The organism is Bifidobacterium sp. LH_230 (genome assembly GCF_056357555.1).
Genome location: NZ_JBKEWJ010000024.1, coordinates 1 through 26,558 on the forward strand (window position 1 = coordinate 1; position 26,558 = coordinate 26,558).

Below are 26,558 nucleotides of genomic sequence, written 5' to 3' on the forward strand. Positions count from 1 at the left end.
AGGTCACCATCCGCATGGCCTACGGCTTCCACCACGTCACCAACCTCATCAGCCTCGTCATGCTCCGATGCGGCGGACTCAACATCCAACTACCAACACCAACAAACTAACCCACGAAAACAGCAGAAGCCTCTTTTTTTTAACATTGACTTTCTATGCTGGCCGATTGTGTCTGAGAACAATGGTGAGAAGAAGGATGACGGTTCGCGGTTGCGGCCGTTTGCTGATGCGGTGGTGACGTCGTGGCGTACGAGTGTGTATGCGTTGCGTCGGCGTCCGGCGCGTGTGGTGGCGATGTGGCTGTCGATGCTGGTGATGATGGCGATGCCGTCGTTGCAGGTGTGGCTGATCGGTTGGGCGTGTGGGCCGGACGGGCTTGGTTCCGACAGCGGGCTTGGCGCGGGCCGGTTCGCGTTGATCCTGGTGGTGCTGACGGTGGGCGCGGTGCTGATGTCGGTATCGTCGTCGTTGGCGCAGAACATGCGTGATCTGTTGCAGGAGCCGCTGATGGCCGAGTACCAGTCCGATCTGACCGATGCGCTGGCCAATTTGACGCCCGGGCAGACGTTGGACGACGAGGTGACGACGCAGGTGCGTGCGGCGCGTGACGCGATCCCGTATAACGTGGCCTCGCAGGCCGCGGACGCGACCTCGGTGGTCGGCGCGTTGGTGTCGATGATCATGCTGGCGGGTTCCCTGTGGCATATGCATCCGTTGGCCGCGGTCATGATCGCGTTGGCGATGATCCCGGAGCTGTTGGCGCAGTTCGGCGTGGAGAGGCTGACGAACGAGTTGTGGCCCAAGCGCGGCAGGGAGTCGCGTCGCGCGAACTATTTCGAACGACTGTTGGATTATCCGCCGTCGAGCACGGAGATCGCGGCCACGGCCGGCTCGTTCGGCATTCCCGAACAGGCGCGTGTCCGGTATTTCAACATGGCGGGCATGTGGGAGCGGATCTCGTGGCGCACGGTGCAGTTGACCGGCGTCAGCTCGCTCGTGTTCGCGGTGCTGACGGGCGGCGCGTTCTGGCTGATCCTAACGGGCGGCCATGCGTCCGTGGCGAGTATCCCGGCCGCGCTGGTGGGCATCATGACGGGGTTGTCGGTGACGCGTACCACGGGCGAGGCGTTCGGCAACCTCATGGCGTCCACGCCGATGATCCTCGCCTACGAGAGGCTCATGGACCTGCTGCACGCGAACCCCGCGATCCCCGCGATTCCCGCGTCGGCCGGCCCGGTCGGCGTGCACGTTGAACACCTGACCTACGCGTATCCGATTGCAGCGAAGGACGACGACGAGTCGGATGGTAACGGCAAGGATGGTGACGGCGATGCCGCGGAGGATGGCGGCAAGCCGGTGCCGGCCGTCCAGTCTCCGGCGTTGGACGACGTGTCGCTGGACATCATACCGGGGTCGATCGTCGCGCTGGTGGGCGAGAACGGATCGGGCAAGACCACGCTCGTCAAGCTTGTCGCCGGCATCCTCGACACGCCGGACGGTGCTGTGAGCCTGACCTTGGGCGGGGAATCGTCCGATGACGGTCGCCGTTCCCTGGATTCGTGGGCTGAACGGTTGGGCGCGTCGAGCATGGTGTTCCAGGACTTCACGCACATCGAGGTGACCGTGCGCGAGTTCATCGACCCCGCATCCCGTCACACGGACGACGAACTGCGCGACGGACTGCAACGCGCCCGTGCGCTCGACATCGTGGACGGCCTGCCGGGTGGCCTTGACGCGCAGCTTGGCCAGGAATGGGGCGGTGTCGGCCTGTCGGGAGGCCAGTGGCAGCGGCTCGCGCTGGCGCGCACGTTCCTGTCCGGCAAACCGTTGTGGATGCTCGACGAGCCGACCGCCGCGGTGGACGCGACCGCCGAGGCCGCGATCTACCACGACCTGATCGCCAACCGGCCGTCCGGCGTCACCGTGATCGTCATCAGCCATCGGCCACGCGTCCTGACCAACATGGACCGGATCATCGTCCTCGACCACGGCCGCATCGGCGAAACCGGCACCTACCAGCAGCTGATCGACCGCAACGGCACCTTCGCTCGACTCGCACAAGACAGCCTCGAATAGTCTTCGGACCGGATATCGTCGTCCAATAGGATGGTCGTGTTCCCTCTATGTCCGACTTTGCCTACTTTCCGTGTGTTGGTGGGCGGATGCGGACGCGGAAATTCACAAGTGGGTGTTTGCCTACCACGAAAAACGGTAAATCACGGTTTTCGTGGTAGGCAAACACCCACTTATCGATTCCCGTGTCCGGTTTCACCCACTTTCGATCGTCCCGAAAACCGGCATATGGTAGGCAAACGCCCACTTGCGGAATCCGCGTCCGTAAACACACACTTTTGATAGCTCATTCTGGTCGCGCGTATGCCCGCTGACATCGCCGACCGGGGCATCGACGCCAACAACGGCGCGTATTTGGGCTATCCCGCGCTAGTGACCTGTTGCCTCTGTATCCCGGCGTTGTCCAACGTTGCGGCGAGATTGGGGAGCATGGCAAACAAGGCAGGCAAGAACGCGCCGTTCACCATCGTGTTCGGCGGCGACCCGTATCTCAACGGGCAGACGGTTCGCGATCTGCGGCAGCGCGCTCAGCAGCGCCGTCCCGATGCGGAACTGGTCGAACTCGACGCGGGCGACACCGATCGCTACGAGTTCGACGAGGCGGTCGGCCCGTCGCTGCTCTCGGACACGTCGATCGTCACCGTGACCAACCTGCAGAACGCCGACGACAAGCTCGCCGACGCGATGATCGCCTACTGCAAGGAGGCGTGCGCCGACCCGAAGAACGCCAGCATCGTCATCTGCCAGCATGAGGGCGGCATGAAAGGCAAGCGCGTCGTCGACCAGTTCGAGAAGGCCGGCGCCCGCAAGGAGGCCGTGGCCGATCTCAAGAAGGCGGACGCGAAGCTCAACTTCACGATCGGCCGGTTCGAACGCAACCATCGCCGCGTCGACCCGGCCGCGGCCCAGCAGCTCGTCGCCGTGCTCGGCGAGAAGACCGGCGAACTGGCCGCCATGTGCGACCAATTGTGCTTCGACTTCGACGACGACCCGATCGGCCTGAACCGCGTGAACCAGTATCTGACCGCCAACCCGCAGGTCACCGGCTTCGCGGTCGCCGACACGGCCGTCGCCGGACGCACCGCCGAGGCGATCGTCCAGATGCGGTCCGCGGTCGAACAAGGCACCGACCCGATCGCGCTCATCGGCGCGCTCGCGATGAAACTGCGGTCGATGGCCAAGGCCTCGGCCGTGCGTTCGGGCGTGATCTCGCAGGCCGAGGCAAAGATGAACCCGTGGGTGCTCAAGAACGCGCAACGACAGCTGTCCGGATGGACGTCGGACGGCATGAGCCGGTGCATCCAGCTGCTCGCATGGGCGGACGAGCAGAGCAAGACGAACGGCGGCGACCCTGTGTACGCGATCGAACGCTGCCTGACCGCGATCGGCAGGAAGGGAAGGGAATCATGAACGACGTGAGTCGAAGCATCACCATCGACGTGCCGACCGACGACGACATGCGCGCTCTGGGGGAGCGGGTCGCGCGGCAGGTTCGCGGCGGCGACGTGCTGCTGCTGTCCGGGCCGCTCGGCGCCGGCAAGACCACGTTCGCGCAAGGATTCGGCCGGGGCTTGGGCATCGGAGAGCCGATCGTCTCCCCGACGTTCACCATCGCCCGCGAACTGGACGGTCGGTTCGCCGACGGGAGCCCCGCGCATCTCGTGCATGTCGACGCATACCGGCTCGGCGGCAACGCGTATGCGCCCGGGCAGGACGCGGTCGGCCGACTGCTCGACGAACTCGAATCGCTTGGATTGGATGAGGAACTCGAGGACCCGAGCGCGAACACGGTGATTCTCATGGAGTGGGGCGAGCAGATGGCCGCCGCGCTCGCGCCGCAACGGTTGGAAGTCCACATCGACCGGCCGTTGCGGTCGTCCGACGGCGATCCGGCTGGAAACGGCGATGCGAACGACGGCGAGCTGACCAGCGACGGCACGCGTGTGGTCACGCTGGTGCCGGTCGGCGCACGATGGGATTCGTGGACGATCGACTGACAGGATAAGGGGGATGTGGGACTCCTTGTTGTAGACTCGCTACAGGTTTTTCGGACGCATCGTTCGGGATCAGTCACGATCAAGGAGAGACACGCATGGGTTGCACGCTGGTGATCGACACGTCGTACGGTTCGACCGTAGGCATCGTGGGACGCGAGCCGATCGTCGAAACCGACTCGCGCACCCACGTCGAACGGCTGCAAGTCAACATCGCGCGTGCGGTGTCCGAGGCCGGACTCGCACCGTCCGACATCGATACGATCGTCGTCGGACTCGGTCCCGCGCCGTTCACTGGACTGCGCGCCGGCATCGTCACAGCCAAGGCCCTCGCGTTCGCGACCGGAGCGAAACTCGTCGGACAGAACGTGCTCGAGCCGCAACATGAGATGCTGGCGGCTGTCATGGACGGTGGCGACATGTTCGCCGGCGTCGACTTTCTGTCCGAACTGCCACGACTCGTGCCGGCCGACGCATCAAAGAATTGCGACGATGCGGCCGTACGGGAAGGACATGCCGAGCTTGACCGTCACGTCACCCTGTGCGTGAACGACGCACGACGCAAGCAGCTGTATTTCACGCTCATCCACGGCACCATCAACATGCCTGATGACGAGGCCGACGGCAACCGCTGGATCGGCATGGACATCGACTATCCCGAACGGATCGTCGAACGCGTGCGCGACGTGATCGACGAACGTTCCGCACACGACGGCGTGCGTTATGTCGTGGATGTGGCCGGTCACGGCGCCGCCAAGTATGCGGGCGCGTGGACGGTATTCGGCGACGCGCTTGGCCACGTGATCGACGGTTCCGTACTGGACGCAGGTGCGGAAGGCGTCGCGTTGTTCGCGGCGACCGCGTTGTCGCGCGGATTGCGGGGCGATCGGGAAATGCCAGTCGAACCGCTGTACCTGCGCCGGCCGGACGCGGAGATTCCCGCGCCGCTCAAGCACGTGCTCAACCACGCCGGCGCGGAAAGGACCGCCTGATGCTCGTACCATTGGACGGACTCGACCGCGAAACGGCCGTCGCCGCCGTGCGCGCGTTGGAAGTCGAACTGTTCGGCAACCACGCGTGGAGCGAGGCGTCGATACGACAGGAACTCGACGCGCCGGCACGCACGTACGTGTTCGATGTCGCGGACGAACGAGACGATGACGCGATCCGGCCGGCCGACGTGCGCGGATTCGCCGGCTACTGGTACGACGGCGACGACGCGGAAATCATGGACGTCGGAGTCGGCAAGACATACCAGCGGCAGGGCATCGCGGCCGCTATGATGACCTGGCTGGTCGATCGCGCGCGCGAACAGGGCGCACGACGCATCCTGCTGGAAGTCAGCGTCGTCAACGAGCCGGCCATCGCGCTGTACCGCCGGTTCGGCTTCGAAAACATCGGACTGCGCAAACGGTACTACCAGCCCGAAGGCATCGACGCGCACGTCATGGCGCTGGATTTGGAGCCACACATCGTCGGCTTCCAAAACGCAAACGATGCGAACGCAAGCCATCCTGATACGGAGCATACGGAACGCAGCAACCACGAGGAGACGAAATGAGCGAACCGATCGTACTGGGCATCGAATCGACCTGCGACGAAACCGCCGCGGCCATCGTACAGGGCCGCACCCTGCGCTCCAACGTCGTCGCCTCATCCATGAACGAACACGCGCGATACGGCGGCGTCATCCCCGAAATCGCGTCCCGCGCCCATGCCGAGGCGTTCGTGCCATGCGTCTCGAAGGCGCTCGCCGACGCCGGACTGGAACTCGCGGACGTGGACGCGATCGCGGTATCCGCCGGGCCTGGCCTTGCCGGATGCCTTGCGGTTGGCGTGTCGGGCGCGAAGGCGCTCGCATGGGCGGCCGGCAAGCCGATCTACGGCATCAACCATGTGATCGGGCATATCGCGGTCACCCAGCTGCAGTTCGGCGCGTTCCCGCCGGACACGCTCGCGCTCATCGTCTCGGGCGGCCACACGTCGCTGCTGCACGTCGAGGATGTGGCTCGGCACATCGACGTGGTCGGCACCACGTTGGACGACGCGGCGGGGGAGTGCTTCGACAAGGTGGCGCGACTGCTCGGCTTCCCGTACCCGGGCGGCCCGCACATCGACCGGCATGCGCAAAAGGGCGATCCGAAGGCCATTCGCGTGCCGCAGGGACTCACGCAAGGCAAGGCTGGCGCGGCGCATCCGTACGATTTCAGCTTCTCGGGCGTCAAGACCGCCGTGGCCCGTTGGATCGAGGAACAGCAGGCGGCCGGGCGCGAGATTCCGGTGGATGACGTATGCGCGTCGCTCGCCGATTCGGTGGCGACCGTGCTGGCGAAGAAGGCCATGCGCGGATGCGAGCAGTACGGGTCGAAGTCGCTGATCGTGGGCGGCGGGTTCTCCGCGAACTCGCAGCTGCGCGCCAAGCTGCTCGAATACGGCGAACGGTGCGGCGTCGAGGTGCGCATCCCGCAGATCAAGCTGTGCACCGACAACGGCGCGATGGTCGCCATGCTCGGCGTGAACCTGGTCGAGGCCGGCGTGACCCTGTCCGCGCCCGATTTCGCGATCGACTCGGCCATGCCGCTGACCAAGATCAGCATGTGATCTGCGCCGGGGCGTGATGGTTTTCCTTCAACCGATTCGATTCGTTCTGATATCAGGCGGCTCAGCGCAACTTTTCTCGGAAATCATCCCACTGTTCCGGAATTTGTTGCGCTCAGCCGACGTCAGTGCAACTATTTTCGGGACGATGGAGTGATTCCCGAGAATAGTTGCGCTGAGTAAAGGAGTGGAGGATCGCGGTCTCTGGGACTAGTGGACGATAACGAGAAGGGCCTCGAAACATTAGTTTCGAAGCCCTTTGATGGCTCCTGCGGCTGGGCTTGAACCAGCGACCGTCCGATTAACAGTCGGATGCTCTGCCAACTGAGCTACGCAGGAATACGTGCTGCGACGTAGCGCCGTGCACAAGATGTAAATAATATTCAAGAATTGCGATGATGCAACTTCGGCGGTGTCTTCGGCGTGTCGCGCTGTGGATGGCGGTCTCGGACAGGAACTGTCCGCGACACGGATGAAATGTGGATTGATGTGGATCGGCGAAAAATTATCCACAAAAAATGTGGAACGACACGCCGAGTGTGGATAAGTCCGACCTTTCGACCACATACCCCTGTTTGGCTGGACATCGACTTCGCGATCCGGCATCGTGTAGATCACCTCGTCGGCAACAGCGCCGGCGAGCGCAATCCATAGTCGGATTTTCCAAGGAAGGAACGATGATGACAGCGCACAATACCCAGACGAAGGACGTCGGAGGCACATTCTTCAGGATCGCCGTTGCCGTGATCTGCTTCGTGACGATGATGCTCAGCGGCGCCGTGCACTCCGTACGCGCACAGGCCGCGAACGGGACGCTGACGATCAAGGCGGGCAGCGGCAGCTCCCTGGCCGGGCACACGTTCAATGCGTATCTTCTCGCCACGTATACGGACGTGGTGATGAAGGATGCGACGACCGTGCAATCGGTAAGCGCCAAACCGTCCAGCGACGCGACATCCAAGTGGATCACCACCGCATTGAAGGCCGCCGGCATCACCGTCGATACGGCCAAAGGCCAGAATCCCGCGGAACGCATGCTCAAGCAGACCACAGGATCGAAGGCGACGCGCGTGATCGCGGCCACACTGGCGGCCAACATCTCCGGCCATACCGCGGCGAAGGCGAACCAGACCTCCACGGCGTCGTCGTTGGCGCTGACGCTGACGGAAGGCTACTATCTCATCACCGATTCCGCAGGTCTGCCAATCATCGCGTCGACCACCATCCGGGGAGCGGTGAAAACCGCGACGAATTCGACTCTGGGTTCCGTATACATGAAGGACAAGGTCGCCACTCCGAAAAAGGAGATCAAACGGGCGGACGGCACCTGGCATGACAGCGCCGGCGTGACGAACGGCGAAACCAGGCAGTTCCGCGTCCGGGTCACGCTGCCGAACAAGCTGGCCGCCACGACGATCACCCTCACCGATGCCATGACCGGCATGCAGTATGTCAGCGGAACGTTCAAGGCAAAGATCTCGGCGGGCGCCAACGTCGGCAAGGACGTGACGTCGGCGTTCGGCACGGTGGGCAAACTCTCCTCGGGAGAGGGCTTCACGGTGACGTCCAAGGAGACGCTCATCGCCAGCTACGCCACCGAACAGGTGGAGATCACCTACTCGTCGAAGATCACCGACGTCGCCAAGGCCAAAAAGGGTTCGAACACGGTCAAGGTGTCGATCGGCTGGCAGCCCGGCATCGATCCGCCGGGAGAGAACCCTCCGGGAGACACGGTGGACGTGCTCACCTTCGACGTCAACCTGAAGAAGATCAGCGCCGCCAGCACCGGCCAGAGCGTGATTCCGGTCGCCGGGGCGAAGTTCATCATCAAGAGCGAGACGCTCAAGAAGTGGATGAACTGGGACGACAAGACCAAGCAGTGGACGTATGTGGATTCCGCCGACAAGGCGCAGCGCAGGTCCACCGATTCCAGTGGTCTGATCGGCTATGCGAGGCTTGGCGCTGGCAGCTATCTCATTTCGGAAGTCGAAGTGCCGCAAGGGTATTTCAGTCTGGTGAAACCGAGCTTCCGCGTGACGATCACGGACGATGGCGTGATCTCGATCGTGGGCGTCGACCAGGCGGGCCTGACCACATCGGTCAGCAAGGCTGATGGCAAGACCTCGACACCTGTCGCCACCGTCAAGAACGTCAACAACATGAGCCAACTGCCGATGACGGGTGGTACCACCATCGGCGCGATGAGCGCGTGTGGACTGTTCGTGCTGGGGGTCGCTCTGTTTGGTGGCCTGCAGGCCGGCAAGACGCGTCGAGACGGTATGGATACGGTATGGAGGTCATGACATGGCTATCAGATGTCGGGCGAGCGCCCTCGCGCCCATGCTCTCGGCGCTCGCATGCACGGTGCTTGTCTGCCTGTCGACGGCGGTCGCGCCCGTCGCCGTCGCACAGGATGAGGGAGGAGACCTCGAACTTCAGCGCGAACAGGTCGCGACCACCGGCCTGATCGAGCAGACCGACGACGACGGAATACTGCTTCAAGACGATCCTGACCTGGATTTCAGGGGTATGGACGACCGGATATCGCTGTTCTCCCTGCCGCTCCTGTCCGATTCGGCTCCGACCCATGGGTGGATGAAGTTCTTCGACAACGAGGATACCGAGTATCCGGGGAAACGAATCGACGTCAACAGTCAGCCGTCATATGTCATGCCGTCCATGAGCGGGCTGCCGAGCGTGGAATACCATCCGAACCAAGGGCTGAGCGGCAACGCCGACTGGTCGCCTGTCGTGTGGGAATCACAGTGGTTCGACGTGGGCGGGCGATGCGACGACAAGTGGGGCGCCGACGTGTGCACGATCACCGGCAACGGCGGATTCGAGCCGCCCTTCATTAACGGGAAGAAGCGGTTCCGCCTGTTCAGACCCGGCGATCGCATCACCGCCCCGACCGCTACGGGTTCGTCGACATGGTGGGCGATCTACCATCGCAGCTGGGCCGTATACATGGGGCTGATCAGATACGCTCCGAACGGCGGCACGGGAACGATGCAATCGACGTCCGCCAACATATCCGCATACGATCTCAACACCGAGACCTACTACACTCGGGTCCCGGCCACGCTGGCCGCCAACCAGTTCACACGCGCGGGGTATCGATTCACCGGTTGGAAGTCCCGCGGGTCGGGCGGCATCAGCCAACCTGGCGATACCCAGTGGGTGACGCTGAGCGAGTATCCGTCGTCGGAGTACAGCGAATACCTGATCTTCGACGCCCAATGGGAAAAACTGCCGGAAACCACGGCCATGCCTTCCACCGGCGGCAAAGGACTGGGAACGGCGTATGCCGCAGGGGCCGGGCTGTGCGGTGTCGGATTCGGCGGGGTCGTCGGCCTCACCCGCAGACGGGATACGGGCGAGCCGCCCACCGGAGCCGACGATGAACGCTGACGGATTCGTGCCGTTACGGTGGCGCGAGGCATTGCACGGCACCCCCGTGGTGATGTCCCGCGCCACCCGCACCGCGTTGCGCCGTCGCATCGGCGCGGCGCGGCTCAGATTCCGTCTGCTGATCGCCATGACGGTCGTCGCGTCGTTGCTCGGCATCGCCCTGTTCACATGGATAGGCGTTGCTCGGGCAATGGCCCAAGCCGATGCCGAGCGTGCGATGTCGCAGGCCAGCCGGGATGCCACGCAGGTGGATGACGGCACGAGGGCGATGCTCGACGCGGCCCGCGCCTACAACACACGGCTGGCGGCAACGCCACAGGTCATCGGCGAGGCAGTGCTGGCCGATGGCATGATCGTCGGGGATTTCACGTTCGACGGAGACGAGGAATATCAACGCACACTTGATATGGGAGATGCCATCATGGCGGCGTTGCGCATTCCGAAGATCGGATTGAGACTGCCGATTCGTCATGGCGCAGGGGAGTACGCGCTGGCCAACGGTCTGGGACATCTGCACGGCACCAGTCTGCCGGTGGGCGGCACCTCCACGCATGCGGTCATTACCGGGCATCGTGGCCTGGCGGACAAGGAACTGTTCACCAGACTCGATGAGCTGGAGGCCGGCGACCCGTTCTACATCGAACTCGGCGATGGGGCAACGCTGAGCTATCAGGTCGAGCGCATCCTCGAAACCGATCCCGACCAGACCGACCGGCTGCGCATCGAGCGAGGACGGGATTTGGTCACCTTGGTGACCTGCACGCCGATCATGCTCAACACGCGGCGTCTGCTGGTCACCGGGGTTCGCGCCCGTATGCCGGATATCGTGCCGCCTCCCGAATCCGCGCCTGGCGACGGCCATCCCAAAGAGGTAAGCGCCGCCGCGACGCTCGCCTGTCTGATGACGGGATGGTCGGCTACCGGAATGATGGGCCGCCGCGCACGATGGCGGGAGATGATGCGGCCCCGACATGCGGCCGTGGCGGAAAGGAGACGTGATGAATGACGAGAGATACCGGCGTCGCCGTCGTCGCCTGGCTATGTGCGACCGTTCGCTGCGTGAACGGAATCGGGCGCATGGGAGGCGGGCGGCCGCGGCCTGCGCGTTATGCGCGACATTGACGGTTGCGATGGTATTGCTGCCGGTGACATACGGGCGCGAGCGTCGCATCGCCTTAGCGGATGACGATGCGCTGGTGGGATGCGCCGTCGACATGCTTTGGCCGGTACGCGAGCCGACCGTGTTGCAGACATTCGACGGTCCGGCGCAACCGTGGCTGCCCGGGCACCGTGGCGTGGATCTCGCCGCGGAACCTGGAGACGATCTACGGTCGCCGGTGTCGGGCGTCATCGCCTTCGCCGGCATGGTGGCCGGCAAATCGGTGGTGAGCATCGCCTATGGCGATCTGACGTTGACCTTCGAACCGGCGGTCACCGATCTCGCCGTCGGTGCGACCGTCCGACAGGGACTGCCGTTCGCGACAGTGGAAGGAGCGTCGGACCATTGCGGCGAATCCTGCGTGCACTGGGGCATACGGGCGGGCGACAGGCGGTACCTCGATCCCGCCTCACAGGCTGGGAAGCGAAGAATCACGCTCAAGCCGACGGTGTAGACGGCATGACGGGTCGAACAGAGGATGGAGGAGACGGACAATATACGCGAATATGCCGGTTTTGTTACCAAAGCGCACTACACTGAAGGCGACGCAGACACTACGGTAGGAGAGCCATGCATAAGGAATACACGCGACCGCTGGAACGGCCGATCGACGACGACAAGAACCTGTTCGAAGTGCTCGCCGAACGTGCCGAACGCACCCCGGACGACGCGCTGGTCGAATACAAGGACGGTGACGGAGTCTGGCGTTCGTTCAGCGCATCGGAATTCCGCGACAAGGTCATCGCCATCGCCAAGGGTCTGATCGCCCGCGGCATCATGCCCGGCGACAGCGTGTCGGTGATCGCGCACACCTGCTGGCAGTGGACTGCCCTCGACATGGCGATCATGTCGATCGGCGCGCTCACCGTGCCGGTCTACGAGACGAACTCTCCGGCACAGGTGAGCATGATCTTCAACGACTCCCGCGTGCGTATGGCGTTCGCCGAGGATGACGCGCAGCGAGACAAGGTCGAATCCGTGCGTGACGACTGCCCGGAGCTGCGCGACGTGTACGTCATCGGCATGGGCGCCATCGACACCATGATCGAATACGGCCACGCCGTCTCCGACGCCGAGTTCTGGGAGCGCGAGCGCGCCGTGCGCGGCGACGACCTCGCGACGATCGTCTACACGTCCGGCTCCACCGGCACGCCGAAAGGCATCGAGCTGAGCCATCGCAACTTCGTGTTCATCACCTATTCGGGCGTGCAGTCCATGCCCGACATCGCGATGAAACCGAACCGCCGCCTGCTCCTGTTCCTGCCGCTCGCCCATGTGTTCGCACGCTACATGCAGTTCTTCTGCTTCGCCGGCAACGTCACGCTCGGCCTATCCAGCAACCTGAAGACCATCCTCGCGGACTTCAGCGCGTTCAAGCCGACGTTCATCCTCGCCGTGCCGCGCATCTTCGAGAAGATCTACAACGCGGCCTCCCAAAAGGCCGGCTCCGGTCTTAAGGGTCGCATTTTCGCGGGGGCGACGCAGGCCGCCCGCGACTGGTCGAAGGCGCAGCAGTCCGGCGAGCCGATCCCGTTCATGCTCAACGTCAGGCATGCGCTGTACGACAAGCTGGTTTACCGTTCGATCATGGCCGTCTTCGGCGGACACGTCGAATACGCCGTGTCCGGCGGCGCGCCGCTCGACCCGTCCATCGCGCACTTCTTCAACGGCGTGGGTCTGCCGCTGCTCGAAGGCTACGGCATGACCGAAACCTGCGCCCCGTCCAGCGTCAACCCGACCGCCGGCTACAAGATCGGCACCATCGGTCTGCCGATGCAGGGCGTCACGATGGGCGTGGACGAGGATGGCGAACTGTGCATCAAATCGCCGGCCGTCTGCGTCGGCTACCACAACCATCCCGAGATCACCCGCCAGCAGATCGTCGACGGATGGCTGCACACCGGCGATCTCGGCGCGATCGACGACGACGGGTTCGTCTCGATCACCGGCCGCAAGAAGGACCTCATCATCACCGCCGGCGGCAAGAACGTCTCGCCCGGCATCCTCGAAGCGTCCGTGATGACCTCGCCGGTGGTCGACCAGTGCGTCGTCGTCGGCGACCGCAAGCCGTTCGTCGCCGCGATCATCTCGCTCGACCTCGCGGAAACGAACACATGGCTGCGATCGCAGGGCGCGGAACCGGTGTCCGACCTGGCCGAGGCGGCGAAGAACCCGATCGTCTACGCGGAGGTCGAACGCGCGGTCAACAAGGCCGACGACCTCGTCTCCCGCGCCGAATCGATCCGCAAGTTCGAGATCGTGCCCGACACGTTCACCGAGGCCAACGGCATGCTCACGCCGAGCCTGAAGGCCAAACGGCAGGTCATCACCGACCATTACCGCGATCTGATCGACAACGTCATCTACGCCGGCAAACGCTGACGTATCGTATCCGCGACGCAGGCCAGACAAGCATCATACGGCTCGCTGACTGTCGGACCCGTCATGTCCGACAGCCAACGAGCCGTTCTCGTCAACGCCGCACGAGATGCGTCAGCTCGCCGAGATTGAGCTCGACGCTGACGCCGCGCTCCGCGTAATGCGGCTGGTCGAGCGTCGACACCATCGCGTGCCGGACGAACTCGCCCGCGATATGCGCCGATTCGGCCAATCCGCGGCCGGCCAGCACCGCGCCGCACAATGCCGAGGCGAACGCGTCGCCCGTACCGTGCGTCATATACGGCAGCTTCTCGTGAACCAGCTCGTGCTTGGCCGTGACGCCGGCCGCTGCGCTCGCCACATAGTTGCGGATCGTGCCGTCGTTGCGGTCGATGCCCTTGAGCACGACGTTGCGCACCCCCATGTCGAGCAGGGCGCTAAGCAGATCATTCACGGCCGCATCGTCAAGATCAAGCCCCGCATACGTGCGTCCGGTCAGAATCGACGCCTCCGTCAGATTCGGCATCAGCACGTCGGCCCCATTGGCGAGCGCGCCCATCGCCTCGCACAGTTCGGGCGTGTATGTCGGGTACAGTTCGCCGCCGTCGCCCATCACCGGGTCGACCAGCCGCAGCGCATGCGGGTATTCGCGGTAGAGCCGCTGGATGATCGCCACCTGGTCGGGGGAGCCGAGGAATCCGGAATATACGCCGTCCAGATCGACGTTCTCCTTGCGCCACGCATCCAGATAGCCGTCCAGGATATCGGTCGTGTCGTGGAACGTGAACACCGGGTAGCGCGTGTGCGCGGAGAACAGCGCGGTCGGCACAGGGCATACGTTGCAGCCGGCGGCTGACAGGATCGGGATCGCGGCGGTCAGCGAGCACGTGCCGTAGCCGCACATGTCGTGCACCGCGGCGACGCGGGGGATGTAATGGGGATCGCGTTCGTAGAGGATAACGTCGTCGGTCATGGCCGTCCTTTCCTTCTTGCCTGTGCATGACTCTAGCCGTCGGCATGACTTATGGATGATGGTTGTCGGTTTAAGCTGTGCGATACGACCGGCGCCGACGTTCGGCGCGACGATCCGGGCGCGGCGTGTCGCGGAGAAAACGGATGATTTTCAGCCGGGTCGGACAAGACGATATCCCAATGATTCCAAGGGTTGATAAAGGGGTATAGGCAACCGTGATAGCGTCCGGCTTGCATCGGCCGGCCTCCTGCTCGTAAGGTCTAAACCAACACCTCGCCACGACAGCCGGACACCAACCGGAAACGGCCGGCAGGGTGGCGACACAAGACAACAGCCAATGGATACCCCACCGAAGGAGCACATCATGACCGACCCGAACAAGAAGTACCATTTCGAAACCCTGCAGCTGCACGTTGGCCAGGAGGAGGCCGATCCGGCTACCGACGCCCGCGCCGTCCCGATCTACGCGACCACCTCCTATGTCTTCCACAACTTCGACCACGCCGAGGCCCGCTTCGGTCTGGCGGACCCGGGCAACATCTACGGCCGTCTGACCAACTCCACCCAGGGCGTGTTCGAGAACCGCATCGCGGCCCTCGAAGGCGGCACCGCGGGCCTGGCGGTCGCGTCCGGCGCTGCGGCCGTCGAATACGCGGTGCGCAACATCACCCAGTCCGGCGACCACATCGTCTCCTCCAAGAACATCTACGGCGGCACCTTCAACCTGCTCAAGCACACGCTGCCGCGCGATGGCATCACCACCACCTTCGTCGACCCGGAGGTTCCGCAGAACTTCGAGGACGCCATCCAGGAGAACACCAAGCTCGTCTATTTCGAGACCTTCGGCAACCCGAACGCCGACCTGCCGGACTTCGAGGCCATCTCCGAGATCGCCCACAAGCACCACCTGCCGGTGATCGTCGACAACACGTTCGCCACCCCGTACCTGTTCCGCCCGCTCGAGCACGGCGCCGACGTTGTGGTCGAATCCGCGACCAAGTTCATCGGCGGCCACGGCACCACCCTCGGCGGCGTGATCGTCGAAGGCGGCAAGTTCAACTGGGCCGAGGTGCCGGGCAAGTTCCCGACCCTGACGGAAGCCGACCCGTCCTACCACGGCCTGAACTTCTACGAGGCCCTCGGCGGCACCGCGTTCGTGACCCGCATCCGCGCCATCCTGCTGCGCGACACCGGCGCCACCCTGTCCCCGTTCGCCGCGTTCCTGCTGCTGCAGGGCACCGAGACCCTGTCGCTGCGCGTCGAACGCCACGTCGAGAACGCGCTCAAGGTCGTCGAATACCTGCAGACCGTGCCCGAGGTCGAGTCCGTCTCCCACCCGTCCATCGAGGGTCGCCGCGACCACGAGCTGTACAAGAAGTACTTCCCGAACGGCGCCGGCTCCATCTTCACCTTCGACATCAAGGGCGGCAAGGACGCGGCGCGCGTCTTCATCGACAACCTGCACCTGTTCAGCCTGCTCGCCAACGTGGCCGACGTGAAGTCCCTCGTCATCCACCCGGCCTCCACCACGCACTCGCAGGAGACCCCGGAGGAGCTCGAGGACCAGGGCATCCACCCGGGCACCATCCGCCTGTCCATCGGCACCGAGAACATCGAGGACATCCTCGACGACCTGAAGGGCGGCTTCGAGGCGGTCCGTGCCTCCGGCCTCGCCAAGTAAGCGTCGGACAAACCGGTCGACCGGTTTGCGGACCGTGTGATCCGCGAGCCGCGGACACGTAACATGCGACCGGGAAAGAACCGAGTATCCTAAGCCATGACCTCGCCCGAACCGGCGGGTCATGGCTTAGTTTTCGTGAAGAGAGGAACCATATGACTGCACGCACGAAGCAGACGTTCAACGCCGCCACCATCCCGCTTATCGCCGTCATGACGGCCGTCACCACCGTCGTGACCATGTTCGTCCAGATCCCCACGCCCACACGCGGCTACCTGAACCTGTCCGACACGATGATCTTCTTCTCGGCCTACGCGTTCGGCCCGTGGATCGGCGGCATCATCGGCGGCCTCGGCCCGGCCCTGTCCGACCTGATCAACGGCTACCCGCAGTGGGCGATCTTCACGTTCGTCATCGACGGCGTGCAGGCCCTAATCGTCGGCCTGCTGCTCAAGGAGTTCAAGCCGCTCAACGTGATCGGCGTCTCCGTGCTGGCCGGCGTGTGGAAGGTGTTCGGCTACTTCATCGCCGGCGGCATCCTCTCCGGCTGGGGTCCGGCCCTCGGCGAGGTGCTCGGCAACAGCTTCCAGATGGGCGTCGGCCTGATCGTCGGCCTCGCCCTGTTCTCCGCCGTGCGCAAGGCGTACCCGCCGCTGGTGCGCCTTGGCAACCTCGGCGTCAAGGCCGCGGCCTGATCGTGCCGCGTTCGCAAAAGACACGCATCGGCTCCCCCTCGGTTGTGCGAGGGGGAGCCGATTTCGTTATGCCGGGCATGATGACCGATCACGGCGGCACCCGTCGCAGATGGTCGCAACCGTCCGCCACGACACGCGATAGGATAGATCGAATGAGCTTGGACACCCTGATCGAGACGCATGATCTCGGCTGGCGATACGCGCCGATCGTCGACGGAGGCCATCCCATAACGGGCCTCGAATCCGTCACCGTCGCCATTCGCCCCGGCGAATTCGTCGGCGTCGTCGGCCCGACCGGCGCAGGAAAATCGACGCTGTGCATGGCCCTGGCCGGCATCATCCCGAACCTTGCGGACGGTCAGATGACCGGCACCGTCACCGTGGCCGGCATGAACGTGCGCGAGACCACCGTCGCCGAACTGTCCACCCGCGTCGGCTACGTGCAGCAGGACCCCGAATCCCAGTTGTTCTGCGCATCCGTCGAGGACGAGATCGCGTTCCCGCTCGAAAACCGCGGCATGGGCCCCTCGCTCATGGACGACCGCATCGACGAGGTGCTGCGGCTGGTCGGCATGGAGGACTACCGCACCCGCATCCCCACCAGCCTGTCCGGCGGACAGATGCAGCGCGTCGCGATCGCGGCTGCGCTCGCCGCCGAACCCGACATCCTGATCCTCGACGAGCCGACCGCCGCGCTCGACCCGGACGGCCGGCGCGAAGTGTTCGCTGCGCTCGATGCGATCCGTTCGCAACGCGACCTGACCGTCGTCATGGCCGAACAGGACACGTCGCATTTTCCCGGCCATGCCGACCGCATCCTCGTCCTCAACCGCGGCCGTCTGATCGAACAGGGCGACGTCGGCCTGTTCTCCGCACAGCCGGAACTGTTCGAACGACTGGGCGTCGCGCTGCCCGACGGCCACGAACCGGTCCTGCGCATCATCGACGGCGACATGAGCGCGCCGTCCGCATCCGGCGACGATCCGATCATCGTATTGGACCACGTCACCTACCGGTACGCGTCCGGCGGCCGTGCCGACGCCGCGAGCCGTCCGCCGGCACTGGACGACGTGACCTGCACGATTCCGCGCGGCGCATTCGTCGGCCTGATCGGCCACAACGGCTCCGGCAAAACCACGCTCGCCCGGCACCTCAACGCGCTCCTGACCCCCGGCGGCGGACGGGTGATCGTCGACGGACTCGACACCCGTACACACAGCGTCGGCCAGATGGCCGCGCATGTCGGCTTCGTCTTCCAGAACCCCGACCACCAGATCTTCTGCGCCACGACCTGCGAGGAGATCGGCTTCGGTCCGAAGGCGCTCGGCAGGACACCGCAACAGGTCAAGGACGCGGTCGACAAGGCGATGCGCCTGTTCGGTCTCGAACGGTTCGCCGACGTCTCGCCCGCCACGCTCGGCTACGGCGACCGGCGAGCCGTGGCCCTCGCCTCGGTATTGGCGATGGGCACGCCGATCCTCGTGCTCGACGAGCCGACCGCAGGACTCGATCGCAATCTGTCCGCCCGGTTCCTCGACGCGGTCGCCGCACTGAACCGGAATGGCACGACCGTCATCATGATCAGTCACGACATGGCCGCCGTCGCACGGTACTGCACGCACGTCATGCGCATGGACGACGGCCGGCTCGCCGCATACGGCAGACTGGAAAGCAGATCGGAAAGGAGCGACGATGGACGCTGACCTGTATGTGCCCGGCGACGGCTGGTTGCACCGCGCCGACCCCCGCGTCAAATTCGCGTTGTCCCTCGCGCTGCTCGTCATGTGCCTCATCTGGCGCAACTGGGCGTTCATGCTCGCGATGCTCATACTCGAGCATGTGATGCTCGCCGCCGACCATGTGCCGGCCGAACGCGTCGCATGGGTCTGGCACACCCTCGCCCTGCTCATCGTGCTCATCGTCGTGCTCTGGCCGATCTTCGACCCGAGCGGCACGCATGAGATCTGGCGGTGGGGCGTCCTGCGGTTCACGCGTGAAAACCTCGTCATGGCGGCCGTAATGGGACTGCGCATCCCCGCGCTCGGCTTCGCATGCTTCCTCACCCTGTTCACCACCAGCCAGCCGCGCCTCATTCGCGGGCTGGTCGCCCTCGGCATGCCGTACCGCGCCGGACTCACGCTCGCCACGTCGCTGCGCTACATTCCGGTGTTCTTTCAGATCTTCCAATCCGTTTCGGCCGCGCAACGAGCACGCGGCCTCGACCTGAACGGCGGTGCCGCCGGCAGGGGAGCAGGCAACCCGATCGCCGTGCTGGTCGCCCGCTTCAAGTCGTATCTGCCGATCATCGTGGCCGTGCTCATCCGCGCCTACCGCATGAGCCAGGGCGTCGGCTGGGCGATGGAATCGCGAGGACTTGGCATGCCCGGCGTCACCCGCACCTACCGGGTGAACCTGCGCATGCGTCCGGCCGACTGGCTGCTGCTCGCCGTGACCGCCGCCGGCACCGTGACCGCGGTCACGACGATGATCATGATCGGTTAGCTGTTGAGCTCCAGCTCGCCCAATTTGTCGGTGAGCTTGATGTTCTCGCTGTAGTCGACCGGACAGGCGATCACATGCACGCCGCCGTCGGCCATCATCGCCGCCTCGATCGAGGGCTTCAAATCATCGGCGGACGAGACGAGATGGCCGTGCGCGCCGAAGCTTTCGGCCAGCTTCACGAAATCGGGATTGCCGAAATCCACGTCGTCGTGATGCCCGTTGTGCAGGTCCATCTTCCATTTGATCAGGCCGTACGCCTTGTCCACCCACACGAGGATCACGATATGGCAGCCGAGGCGCACCGCCGTCTCGATCTCCTGCATGTTCATCATGAAGCTGCCGTCGCCCATCACCGCGAGCACCGGCCGTCCATGCCGCGCCAGCGACGCGCCGACCGCGCCCGGCAGCGTCCATCCCATCGTCGACAGGCTGTTGTCGATGATGCACGTGTTCGGCAGATACGTCGGATACAGGCGTGCCATCCACATTTTGAGCGCGCCCGTGTCCACGAGCGCCACGTCGCTGTCGTTGAGCGCCTTGCGCGTGTCGTAGACGACGCGCTGCGGCTTCATCGGGAACGATTCGTCGTCCTTGCAGGATTCGAACTCGTGCATGAGCAGCCCGCGGATGTCCGATTCGGCGTTCGCGAACGTGACGTCGCGTTCGCGCAGCGCGTCGATCAGCTGCGTGAGCGTGGCGTCGATGTCGGCCATGATGTTCAGCGTCGTCGTGTAATGCGCGTCCGTGTCCTCCACGAACGTGTTGATGTGGATGATCTTCTTGTCGTTCTTCGGGTTGATCTTGACCGGATCGAACTGCTGGATCGAAAACCCGACCGCGATGATGAGGTCGGCGTCGTCGAACGCGAAGTTCTCGTAGTCGTGGCGCATGAAGCCGACCACGCCGAGCGCGTTGCGATGCCGGTCGGAGAACACGCCCTTGCCTTCGAACGTGGTGGCCACCGGCGCGTTGAGCTGCTCCGAGAGGACGCGCAGCTGGTAGTCGGCGTGCGCGCGGCTCACGCCGTTGCCTGCGAGGATGATCGGGTGCTTCGCCTTGGCGATGATGTCGGCCGCGGCCTCGATGTCGGCGGGCGTCGGCACGGTGTGCACCTGCAGCGCGCGGCTGAGCGGTTCGGCGTCGGCCGGCGCGGGCTGTTCGGCGATGTCCTCGGGCAGGATGATGCAGGTCGCGGCCGGACGCTTGCGCTGGGCGAGCGCGAAGCCTTTGCGCACGGTTTCGGTGACCGCCTGGGGGCTGAGGATCATGTTCGTCCAGCGGGTGATCGGGCGGAACACCGACACGAGGTCGATGATCTGATGTGACTCCTTGTGGATGCGGTTGATGTTGCCCTGCGCGCACAAGGCGACGAGCGGCGTGTTGCTCGCGTTCGCGCACGCCACCGGCAGCGTGAGGTTCAACGCGCCCGGGCCGAGCGTGGCGAGGCACACGCCGGGCTTGCCGGTCAGATGCGCGTAGGTGAGCGCCATGAAGCCGGCGCCCTGTTCGTGGCGCGTGACGACGAACCGGATGTGCCCGTCGCGCTCGAGTGCCTCGATGAACGGGATGTTCTCCTCGCCGGGGATGCCGAAGATCACCTCGACGCCCTCCTGCACAAGGCATTGCACCATGAGGTCGGCGACGTTGCGCTGATGGTGGCGGTCGGTGCGCGGGCGGGCCGCGGCTGCGGTGTCGTGGGCTTGCGTGTCGCCGTTGTGGTCGAGACCGTCGCGAAGACGCGATTCGATGCGGGCGAACAATGATTCGTTATGCTGTTCTGTCACGAGTGCACGAGTATAGCGGAGCGGATGATCGCGGCGATGTTACGGATGACATATGGGCGTAACAATGCGGTGATTGAGGGGCGACTTTCGGAAGACTTCGGCGATTCGCCCCGCTGACGGATGCGTTTGCGGGGCAAGATTTCGGGAACTTCCGTAATCCGCCCCGCTGGGACGCCGTTATCCGGGGCTTAGCGCCTACGATGTCCGGGATCTGCCCCGCTGAGACCATTGTCCGTGGGGCTTTCCGCTGACGGTATCTGGGATCTGCCCCGCAGAAGAGGCGTATGTCCGGGTGCGATGTGCGGATGATGGCGGTTCATCCTTGGGGATGATGCCGGGCGGCTGTGTTTCCTTCTGCCGCACGATGCCGCCGGCAGCCGATTCCTGCGAGGATGGGACCATCATCCGATATCCGTCACGAGGAAACGAGGAATCATGGAAGGTATGGTCACCACGGCCACCAACCCAACCGCCATCGAGGCGATCGACCTGGTCAAGGACTACGGGCAGGGCGACACCGCCGTGCACGCGCTGCGCGGCGTCAACGTGCGCTTCGAACAGGGCCGGTTCACGGCCATCATGGGCCCGTCCGGCTCCGGCAAGTCCACGCTCATGCACACGCTCGCCGGACTCGACTCGGCCACCTCCGGCCGGATCATCTTCGACGGCGCGGACATCACGAAGATGAACGACAACCAGCTCACCCTGCTGCGCCGGCACAAGATCGGCTTCATCTTCCAAAGCTTCAACCTGCTGCCCATGTTCAGCGCCGAACAGAACATCCTCATGCCGTTGACGCTCGCCAACGAGAAGCCCGACCGTCGCTGGTTCCGTCAGCTCGTCGAGACGCTGGGCCTGAGCGAACGGCTGAACCATCGCCCGAACGAACTGTCCGGCGGCCAGCAGCAGCGTGTCGCCATCGCTCGTGCGCTCATCACCAAGCCGTCGCTCGTGTTCGCCGACGAGCCGACCGGCAACCTCGACTCCGTTTCCAGCGCGGAGGTATTGAGCTTCCTCAAGCGTTCGGTCAAGGAACTCGGCCAGACGATCATCATGGTCACGCACGACGCGGTGGCCGCATCCTACGCCGACCGCGCGATCGTGTTCGCGGACGGCCGCATCGTCACCGACGTGCCGCAACCCACCGCCGAACAGATGAACGAACTGCTCATGGCCGAACGCGAACGCGCCACCCGCGCCGCCATTCGATAACCATCGTCTCTTGGCTCCCTCTGATGAGGGAGCTGGCACGCGGAGCGTGACTGAGGGAGAGAAGAAGGCCAAACCTTCTGACTACCCCTCAGTCGGCTGCGCCGACAGCTCCCCTGACAAGGGGGAACCAAGTATGTGCAAAAGGAATTTCCCATGTTTTCCATCACGCTCAAACTCATGAAGAAAAGCGCGCGGATGCTCATCCCCGCGGGCATCGCGATCCTCATCGGTACCGCGTTCATCTGCGCCACGTTCCTGTTCTCCAACACCATGACCGACGCGCTCGGCCGTCAGCAGACCGGCAGCTACGGCGGTGCGAACTATATCGTCACCATCGACTACGACGCGTTGGAATCCGCGACGAAAGAGGAGAGGGACGCCGCATACTCGATCACCGTCAACGACTTCCATCTCGATCAGCTGGCCGCGACCGACGGCGTCGACGGCGTGCGCGCCGACACGATGACCGACGTCACCGTCGTCAACGGCGACAAGAACGTCAGCGGCATCGCGCTCGGCACCGCCAAGGACGCACGGCTGCTGCCGGTTGGCCTTGCGGACGGTGATCTGCCGGCCGACAACGGCGAGATCGCCCTGCCGAAGTCCGTCGCAAAGCAACTCGGCGTGACGATCGGCGACACGGTGACGCTCGGCTCGCGCAGCCTGCAGGAAGAAGCGTCGATCGCTGACTCGACTGCGACTGCCGCTGACAAGTCCGGCAACGTCAGTGTGCGCGTCGTCGGTCTGACCGACGATCCGAACGGCGTATACGGCTCCTACGGCGGCGCGTCCGTGATCTCGAACGACGTCATGGCCACGTTGCAGGCCGTCGATGATTTCTCGCAGGTACGCACCAGCCAGTTGTTCCTCGACCTCGCCGGCGGCGGCAACGGCACCGACGGCAGCGCCACCGACCCCGCCAAGGCGCAGGCCACGGCCGATCGACTCGCCAAGCTCATGCCGAAGCACTACCGCATGCTTTCGCGCGAAGCCGCCAACCGTGAGGCCATTAAGGCGCTCAGCGTGGACGGCGGCACCGACATCACCACCACGTTCCTGCTGAGTTTCGGCGTGCTCGCCATGTTCGTCGCCGCGCTCGTCATCGCCAACACGTTCCAGGTGCTCGTCGCCCAGCGTCGCCGCACGCTCGCCTTGCTGCGCACGATCGGCGCGAAGAAAAGCCAGTTGTACGGCTCCGTCCTGTTTGAGGCCGGCGTGCTCGGTCTTGTCGCGTCCATACTCGGCGTGGCGCTCGGCTGCGCGCTGATCGGCGGCTTGTGCGCGTCCGGAGTGATGGCGTCGACCGGCATGGATGCGCGGTTCGTCGTCAGCTGGCAGGCGTTCGTCGTGCCGGTCGCGTTCGGCATCGTCATGACCGTGCTCGCCTCGCTCGGCTCCGCGCGCTCCGCGACGGCCGTCACGCCGCTCGAGGCGCTGCGGCCGATCGAACTGACCGACACGCGCCGCGCGGGACTCGTGCGCGGCATCATCTCCGTACTGTTCATCGCGGCCGGCCTCGCGATGGCCGTGTTCGCCGCATGGCAGATGAGCCAGTCGATCGCCGGCCATTCGTCCATGATCACCGACGCATATTCCACCGTGCTGCTCATGGCCATCGCCGGCTGCGCGTTCATCTTCTTGGGACTCGTGCTGTCCGCCGTGTTCTGGCTGCCCGTGCTCATGCGCGGCGTGGGCGCGCTCGTCGCGCTCGCAGGACCGTCCGCCAAGGTCGCGCACGCGAACATCCAGAAGAACCCGCGCCGCGTGGCCGCGACCGGTGCCGCGTTGCTGATCGGCGTCACGCTCGTGGCGACCATCGCGACCGGTGCGACCAGCGCCAAGCAGACGATGGGGGAGGCGCTCGACAAGCGGTTCAGCGTCGACATGATCGCCGACGGCGCCGATATGACCGACGCGCAGGCCGCCAAAGCGGCCAAGATCAAGGGCGTTGCGGCCTCCGTGTACGCGCCGACCGTCATGAAGTACACGACCGACAAGGATGGCAACGACCTGTCCGTGCTGTTGGTCGGCGTGAACGATGCGGACGCGCTGCGCTCGGTGATGAAGGCCGATCTCAGGAACGTCTCAATCGGCGACGACACGGTGCTCATGCCGAAGTACGACGTGTTCACCGGCAAGAAGCTGACGTTCGATGGCGGCACGGCGACGTTCACGGACATGACGGGCGACTCCGATAGCTCCGGCGACGGTACGGCAACGACTGACGGCAATGCATCGGCCGAATCGGCCGGCAAGACGATCACGCTCAAGCCGGCGTACGTCGACTATCGCCGCGTGTCCGAAAACTACAATGCGGTCGCGTTCGTCAGTGCCAAGCATTTCGAGAACGGCGACCTGACGGCCAGCGGCCATATGATGCTCATGAAGATCGACGCGGACGCCTCCGGCGTCTCCCTGAACGACGTGCTCACCGACGTGCAGCAGACGTTCACCGCCAGCACCGGCGTGCAGGTGACCGGACCGGTCGCCGAACGCTCGCTGTGGGAGACGATGGTCAACGGCCTGATGGCGCTGCTCGTCGGCCTGATCGCGGTCGCTGTGCTTATCGCGCTCGTCGGCGTGGCGAACACCTTGTCGCTGTCGGTCATCGAACGCACCCGCGAATCCGCGACCCTGCGCGCCATCGGCATGACGCGCGGCCAGCTGCGCCGCTCGCTCGCGGTCGAGGCGCTGCTGCTCTCGCTCGTCTCCGGCGTGGTCGGCGTGCTGCTCGGCACCGCGTTCGGCTGGCTCGGCTCCTACATGGTGTTCAGCCTGTACGGCGACGTGGTCTTCCCGTTCGATTGGATGGGCAATGGCATCATGCTCGGCGTTGCGGCCGTGGCCGCGCTCATCGCCAGCATCGCCCCCGCCCGCCGCGCCGTGAGCACGCCGCCCGTCGAGGCTCTCGCCGAAGCCTGACGGCTCGGCTCGAGCCTCTAGGGCGGCCTTCGCGGCAAAGCCGCTCACTTCGCCTACAAACGGTCCACTGGACCGTTTGCTTAACGGCTCAGCCCGTCGAGGCTCTCCCGAAGCCTAAATAGCTGGCGGAGCCTCGGCTTCCTCGGCTGAGGGAGCTGTCGAGCACCAGCGAGACTGAGGGAGCGTACACTCCTGGACATACAGAAGTTCATGTATGCCTAGGGTGTACGCTCCCTCAGTCAGCCTTCGGCTGCCAGCTCCCTCAGCCGAGGAAGCCGAGGTTTTTCCTCCTCTCGGCTCCCCTTGTCGGGGGAGCTGTCGGCGAAGCTGACTGAGGGGTAGTCAGAAGGTTCAACCTCGTGACTACCCCTCAGCCTTATCGCGTTTGCCAGCTCCCTCAGCCGCGGGAGCCAAGAAGCTCACACGAGCTTGTTGTCGTAGGCGAAGACGACGGCCTGCACCCGGTCGCGGGCGTTGATCTTGGCCAGAATATGCGCCACATGCGTTTTCACGGTCGGCAGGCTGATGAACAGCTTGCTCGCGATCTCCTGATTGCTCAGCCCGTGCGCGATCTCGACGAGGACCTCGCGCTCGCGGTCGGTGAGCAATGCCAACTCCGGATCAGTATACGTCGGCTGCTCAGGCTGCGACGATCCGGCAGTCGTTGCCGGCGATGTCTCGGCCGCGGCATCGCCCTTCGCATATCCGTCCTGCATCATCTTCTCGATCAGCCGCTTCGTGGCCGATGGCGCGATGATCGCATTCCCGTTGAACACCGTGCGGATCGAGCTCAGCAACGTCTCTGGCTCGGTGTCCTTGAGCAGGAACCCGGACGCGCCCGCGTTGATCGCGGCCATCACATATTCGTCCAGATCGAACGTGGTCAGAATGATCACGCGCGTCGGCCGATCGTCGTCCGCCGACTGCAACGAACTGATGCGCCGCGTCGCCTCGATGCCGTCCATGCCGGGCATGCGGATGTCCATCAGCACCACATCCGGGTGCGACGATTCCGCCAACGCCACGGCCTGCGAGCCATCGCCGGCCTGCCCTACCACCTGCATGTCCTGCTGGGAGCCGATCACCATCGCGAACCCGGCGCGCACCAGCTCCTGGTCGTCGGCGATCACCACTCGAATCCTGTTCTCACTCATGATTCACCACTGTATTCGTTATTC

General features: G+C 64.6%; 20 protein-coding genes and 1 tRNA gene. 17 read left to right on the forward strand and 4 right to left on the reverse strand.

Annotation, left to right across the window (positions count from 1 at the left end; genetic code table 11):
- The first annotated feature begins 168 nt into the window (after window positions 1–168).
- From AC1A0G_RS10325 to tsaD, 6 genes are all read left to right on the forward strand, one after another.
- Window positions 169–2,076: an ATP-binding cassette domain-containing protein gene (locus AC1A0G_RS10325; RefSeq protein WP_476529503.1), complete on the forward strand. Its 1,908-nt coding sequence runs from the start codon at window positions 169–171 to the stop codon at window positions 2,074–2,076.
- Window positions 2,077–2,502: 426 nt separating this feature from the next.
- Window positions 2,503–3,483 carry a DNA polymerase III subunit delta gene (gene holA / locus AC1A0G_RS10330; protein ID WP_476529505.1) on the forward strand — a complete coding sequence of 327 codons (981 nt, stop codon included), beginning with the start codon at window positions 2,503–2,505 and terminating at the stop codon, window positions 3,481–3,483.
- On the forward strand, window positions 3,480–4,070 hold the full coding sequence (gene tsaE / locus AC1A0G_RS10335) for a tRNA (adenosine(37)-N6)-threonylcarbamoyltransferase complex ATPase subunit type 1 TsaE (protein ID WP_476529507.1): 591 nt from the start codon (window positions 3,480–3,482) through the stop codon (window positions 4,068–4,070). The genes holA and tsaE overlap by 4 nt, the downstream gene beginning before the upstream one ends.
- Window positions 4,071–4,165: 95 nt before the next feature.
- Entirely contained in the window at window positions 4,166–5,059 is an 894-nt protein-coding gene (gene tsaB, locus AC1A0G_RS10340) for a tRNA (adenosine(37)-N6)-threonylcarbamoyltransferase complex dimerization subunit type 1 TsaB (protein ID WP_476529508.1), read from the forward strand.
- Window positions 5,059–5,628 carry a ribosomal protein S18-alanine N-acetyltransferase gene (gene rimI / locus AC1A0G_RS10345; protein WP_476529509.1) on the forward strand — a complete coding sequence of 190 codons (570 nt, stop codon included), beginning with the start codon at window positions 5,059–5,061 and terminating at the stop codon, window positions 5,626–5,628. The genes tsaB and rimI overlap by 1 nt, the downstream gene beginning before the upstream one ends.
- Window positions 5,625–6,668 carry a tRNA (adenosine(37)-N6)-threonylcarbamoyltransferase complex transferase subunit TsaD gene (gene tsaD, locus AC1A0G_RS10350; protein WP_476529511.1) on the forward strand — a complete coding sequence of 348 codons (1,044 nt, stop codon included), beginning with the start codon at window positions 5,625–5,627 and terminating at the stop codon, window positions 6,666–6,668. The genes rimI and tsaD overlap by 4 nt, the downstream gene beginning before the upstream one ends.
- A 260-nt stretch (window positions 6,669–6,928) precedes the next feature.
- Here the strand turns inward: tsaD and AC1A0G_RS10355 are convergent.
- A tRNA-Asn gene (locus AC1A0G_RS10355) sits at window positions 6,929–7,004 on the reverse strand.
- Window positions 7,005–7,345: 341 nt separating this feature from the next.
- On the opposite strand from AC1A0G_RS10355, the gene AC1A0G_RS10360 reads away from it, so the two are divergent.
- The 5 genes from AC1A0G_RS10360 (at window position 7,346) to AC1A0G_RS10380 (ending at window position 13,617) form a co-directional block, all read left to right on the forward strand.
- Entirely contained in the window at window positions 7,346–8,968 is a 1,623-nt protein-coding gene (locus AC1A0G_RS10360; RefSeq protein ID WP_476529513.1) for an isopeptide-forming domain-containing fimbrial protein, read from the forward strand.
- A gap of 1 nt (window position 8,969) precedes the next feature.
- A complete protein-coding gene (locus AC1A0G_RS10365) occupies window positions 8,970–10,076 on the forward strand; it encodes a hypothetical protein (protein ID WP_476529515.1) in 1,107 nt (368 codons plus the stop codon).
- Complete coding sequence (locus tag AC1A0G_RS10370; protein ID WP_476529517.1) at window positions 10,066–11,082, forward strand: class C sortase; 1,017 nt, start codon at window positions 10,066–10,068, stop codon at window positions 11,080–11,082. Before AC1A0G_RS10365 ends, AC1A0G_RS10370 begins: the two co-directional genes overlap by 11 nt.
- The gene (locus AC1A0G_RS10375) at window positions 11,075–11,689 is read left to right on the forward strand and encodes a peptidoglycan DD-metalloendopeptidase family protein (RefSeq protein ID WP_476529519.1); all 615 of its coding nucleotides are present in this window, start codon (window positions 11,075–11,077) and stop codon (window positions 11,687–11,689) included. Before AC1A0G_RS10370 ends, AC1A0G_RS10375 begins: the two co-directional genes overlap by 8 nt.
- 116 nt (window positions 11,690–11,805) lie before the next feature.
- Complete coding sequence (locus tag AC1A0G_RS10380) at window positions 11,806–13,617, forward strand: AMP-dependent synthetase/ligase (RefSeq protein WP_476529521.1); 1,812 nt, start codon at window positions 11,806–11,808, stop codon at window positions 13,615–13,617.
- Between the two features lie 91 nt (window positions 13,618–13,708).
- Here AC1A0G_RS10380 and AC1A0G_RS10385 read toward each other — a convergent pair whose 3' ends face one another.
- Window positions 13,709–14,587: a PfkB family carbohydrate kinase gene (locus tag AC1A0G_RS10385; protein ID WP_476529522.1), complete on the reverse strand. Its 879-nt coding sequence runs from the start codon at window positions 14,585–14,587 to the stop codon at window positions 13,709–13,711.
- A 364-nt stretch (window positions 14,588–14,951) separates the two neighbouring features.
- On the opposite strand from AC1A0G_RS10385, the gene AC1A0G_RS10390 reads away from it, so the two are divergent.
- The 4 genes from AC1A0G_RS10390 (at window position 14,952) to AC1A0G_RS10405 (ending at window position 19,462) form a co-directional block, all read left to right on the forward strand.
- A complete protein-coding gene (locus AC1A0G_RS10390; protein WP_476529524.1) occupies window positions 14,952–16,268 on the forward strand; it encodes an O-acetylhomoserine aminocarboxypropyltransferase/cysteine synthase family protein in 1,317 nt (438 codons plus the stop codon).
- A 152-nt stretch (window positions 16,269–16,420) separates the two neighbouring features.
- Window positions 16,421–16,960 carry an ECF transporter S component gene (locus tag AC1A0G_RS10395; RefSeq protein WP_214373115.1) on the forward strand — a complete coding sequence of 180 codons (540 nt, stop codon included), beginning with the start codon at window positions 16,421–16,423 and terminating at the stop codon, window positions 16,958–16,960.
- A 152-nt stretch (window positions 16,961–17,112) separates the two neighbouring features.
- Complete coding sequence (locus AC1A0G_RS10400; protein ID WP_476529525.1) at window positions 17,113–18,663, forward strand: ABC transporter ATP-binding protein; 1,551 nt, start codon at window positions 17,113–17,115, stop codon at window positions 18,661–18,663.
- Window positions 18,653–19,462 (forward strand): energy-coupling factor transporter transmembrane component T family protein, encoded by an 810-nt coding sequence (locus tag AC1A0G_RS10405; protein WP_476529527.1) that lies wholly within the window; start codon window positions 18,653–18,655, stop codon window positions 19,460–19,462. The genes AC1A0G_RS10400 and AC1A0G_RS10405 overlap by 11 nt, the downstream gene beginning before the upstream one ends.
- Here the strand turns inward: AC1A0G_RS10405 and AC1A0G_RS10410 are convergent.
- Complete coding sequence (locus AC1A0G_RS10410; RefSeq protein ID WP_476529554.1) at window positions 19,459–21,210, reverse strand: acetolactate synthase large subunit; 1,752 nt, start codon at window positions 21,208–21,210, stop codon at window positions 19,459–19,461. The genes AC1A0G_RS10405 and AC1A0G_RS10410 overlap by 4 nt on opposite strands.
- 471 nt (window positions 21,211–21,681) lie before the next feature.
- Between AC1A0G_RS10410 and AC1A0G_RS10415 the strand changes: the two genes are divergently transcribed.
- Window positions 21,682–22,458 (forward strand): ABC transporter ATP-binding protein, encoded by a 777-nt coding sequence (locus AC1A0G_RS10415; RefSeq protein WP_476529529.1) that lies wholly within the window; start codon window positions 21,682–21,684, stop codon window positions 22,456–22,458.
- Window positions 22,459–22,611: 153 nt separating this feature from the next.
- On the forward strand, window positions 22,612–25,380 hold the full coding sequence (locus tag AC1A0G_RS10420) for an ABC transporter permease (RefSeq protein WP_476529531.1): 2,769 nt from the start codon (window positions 22,612–22,614) through the stop codon (window positions 25,378–25,380).
- A 419-nt stretch (window positions 25,381–25,799) separates the two neighbouring features.
- Here the strand turns inward: AC1A0G_RS10420 and AC1A0G_RS10425 are convergent, their stop codons facing one another.
- Window positions 25,800–26,534 carry a response regulator gene (locus AC1A0G_RS10425; RefSeq protein ID WP_476529532.1) on the reverse strand — a complete coding sequence of 245 codons (735 nt, stop codon included), beginning with the start codon at window positions 26,532–26,534 and terminating at the stop codon, window positions 25,800–25,802.
- Between the last annotated feature and the right edge of the window lie 24 nt (window positions 26,535–26,558).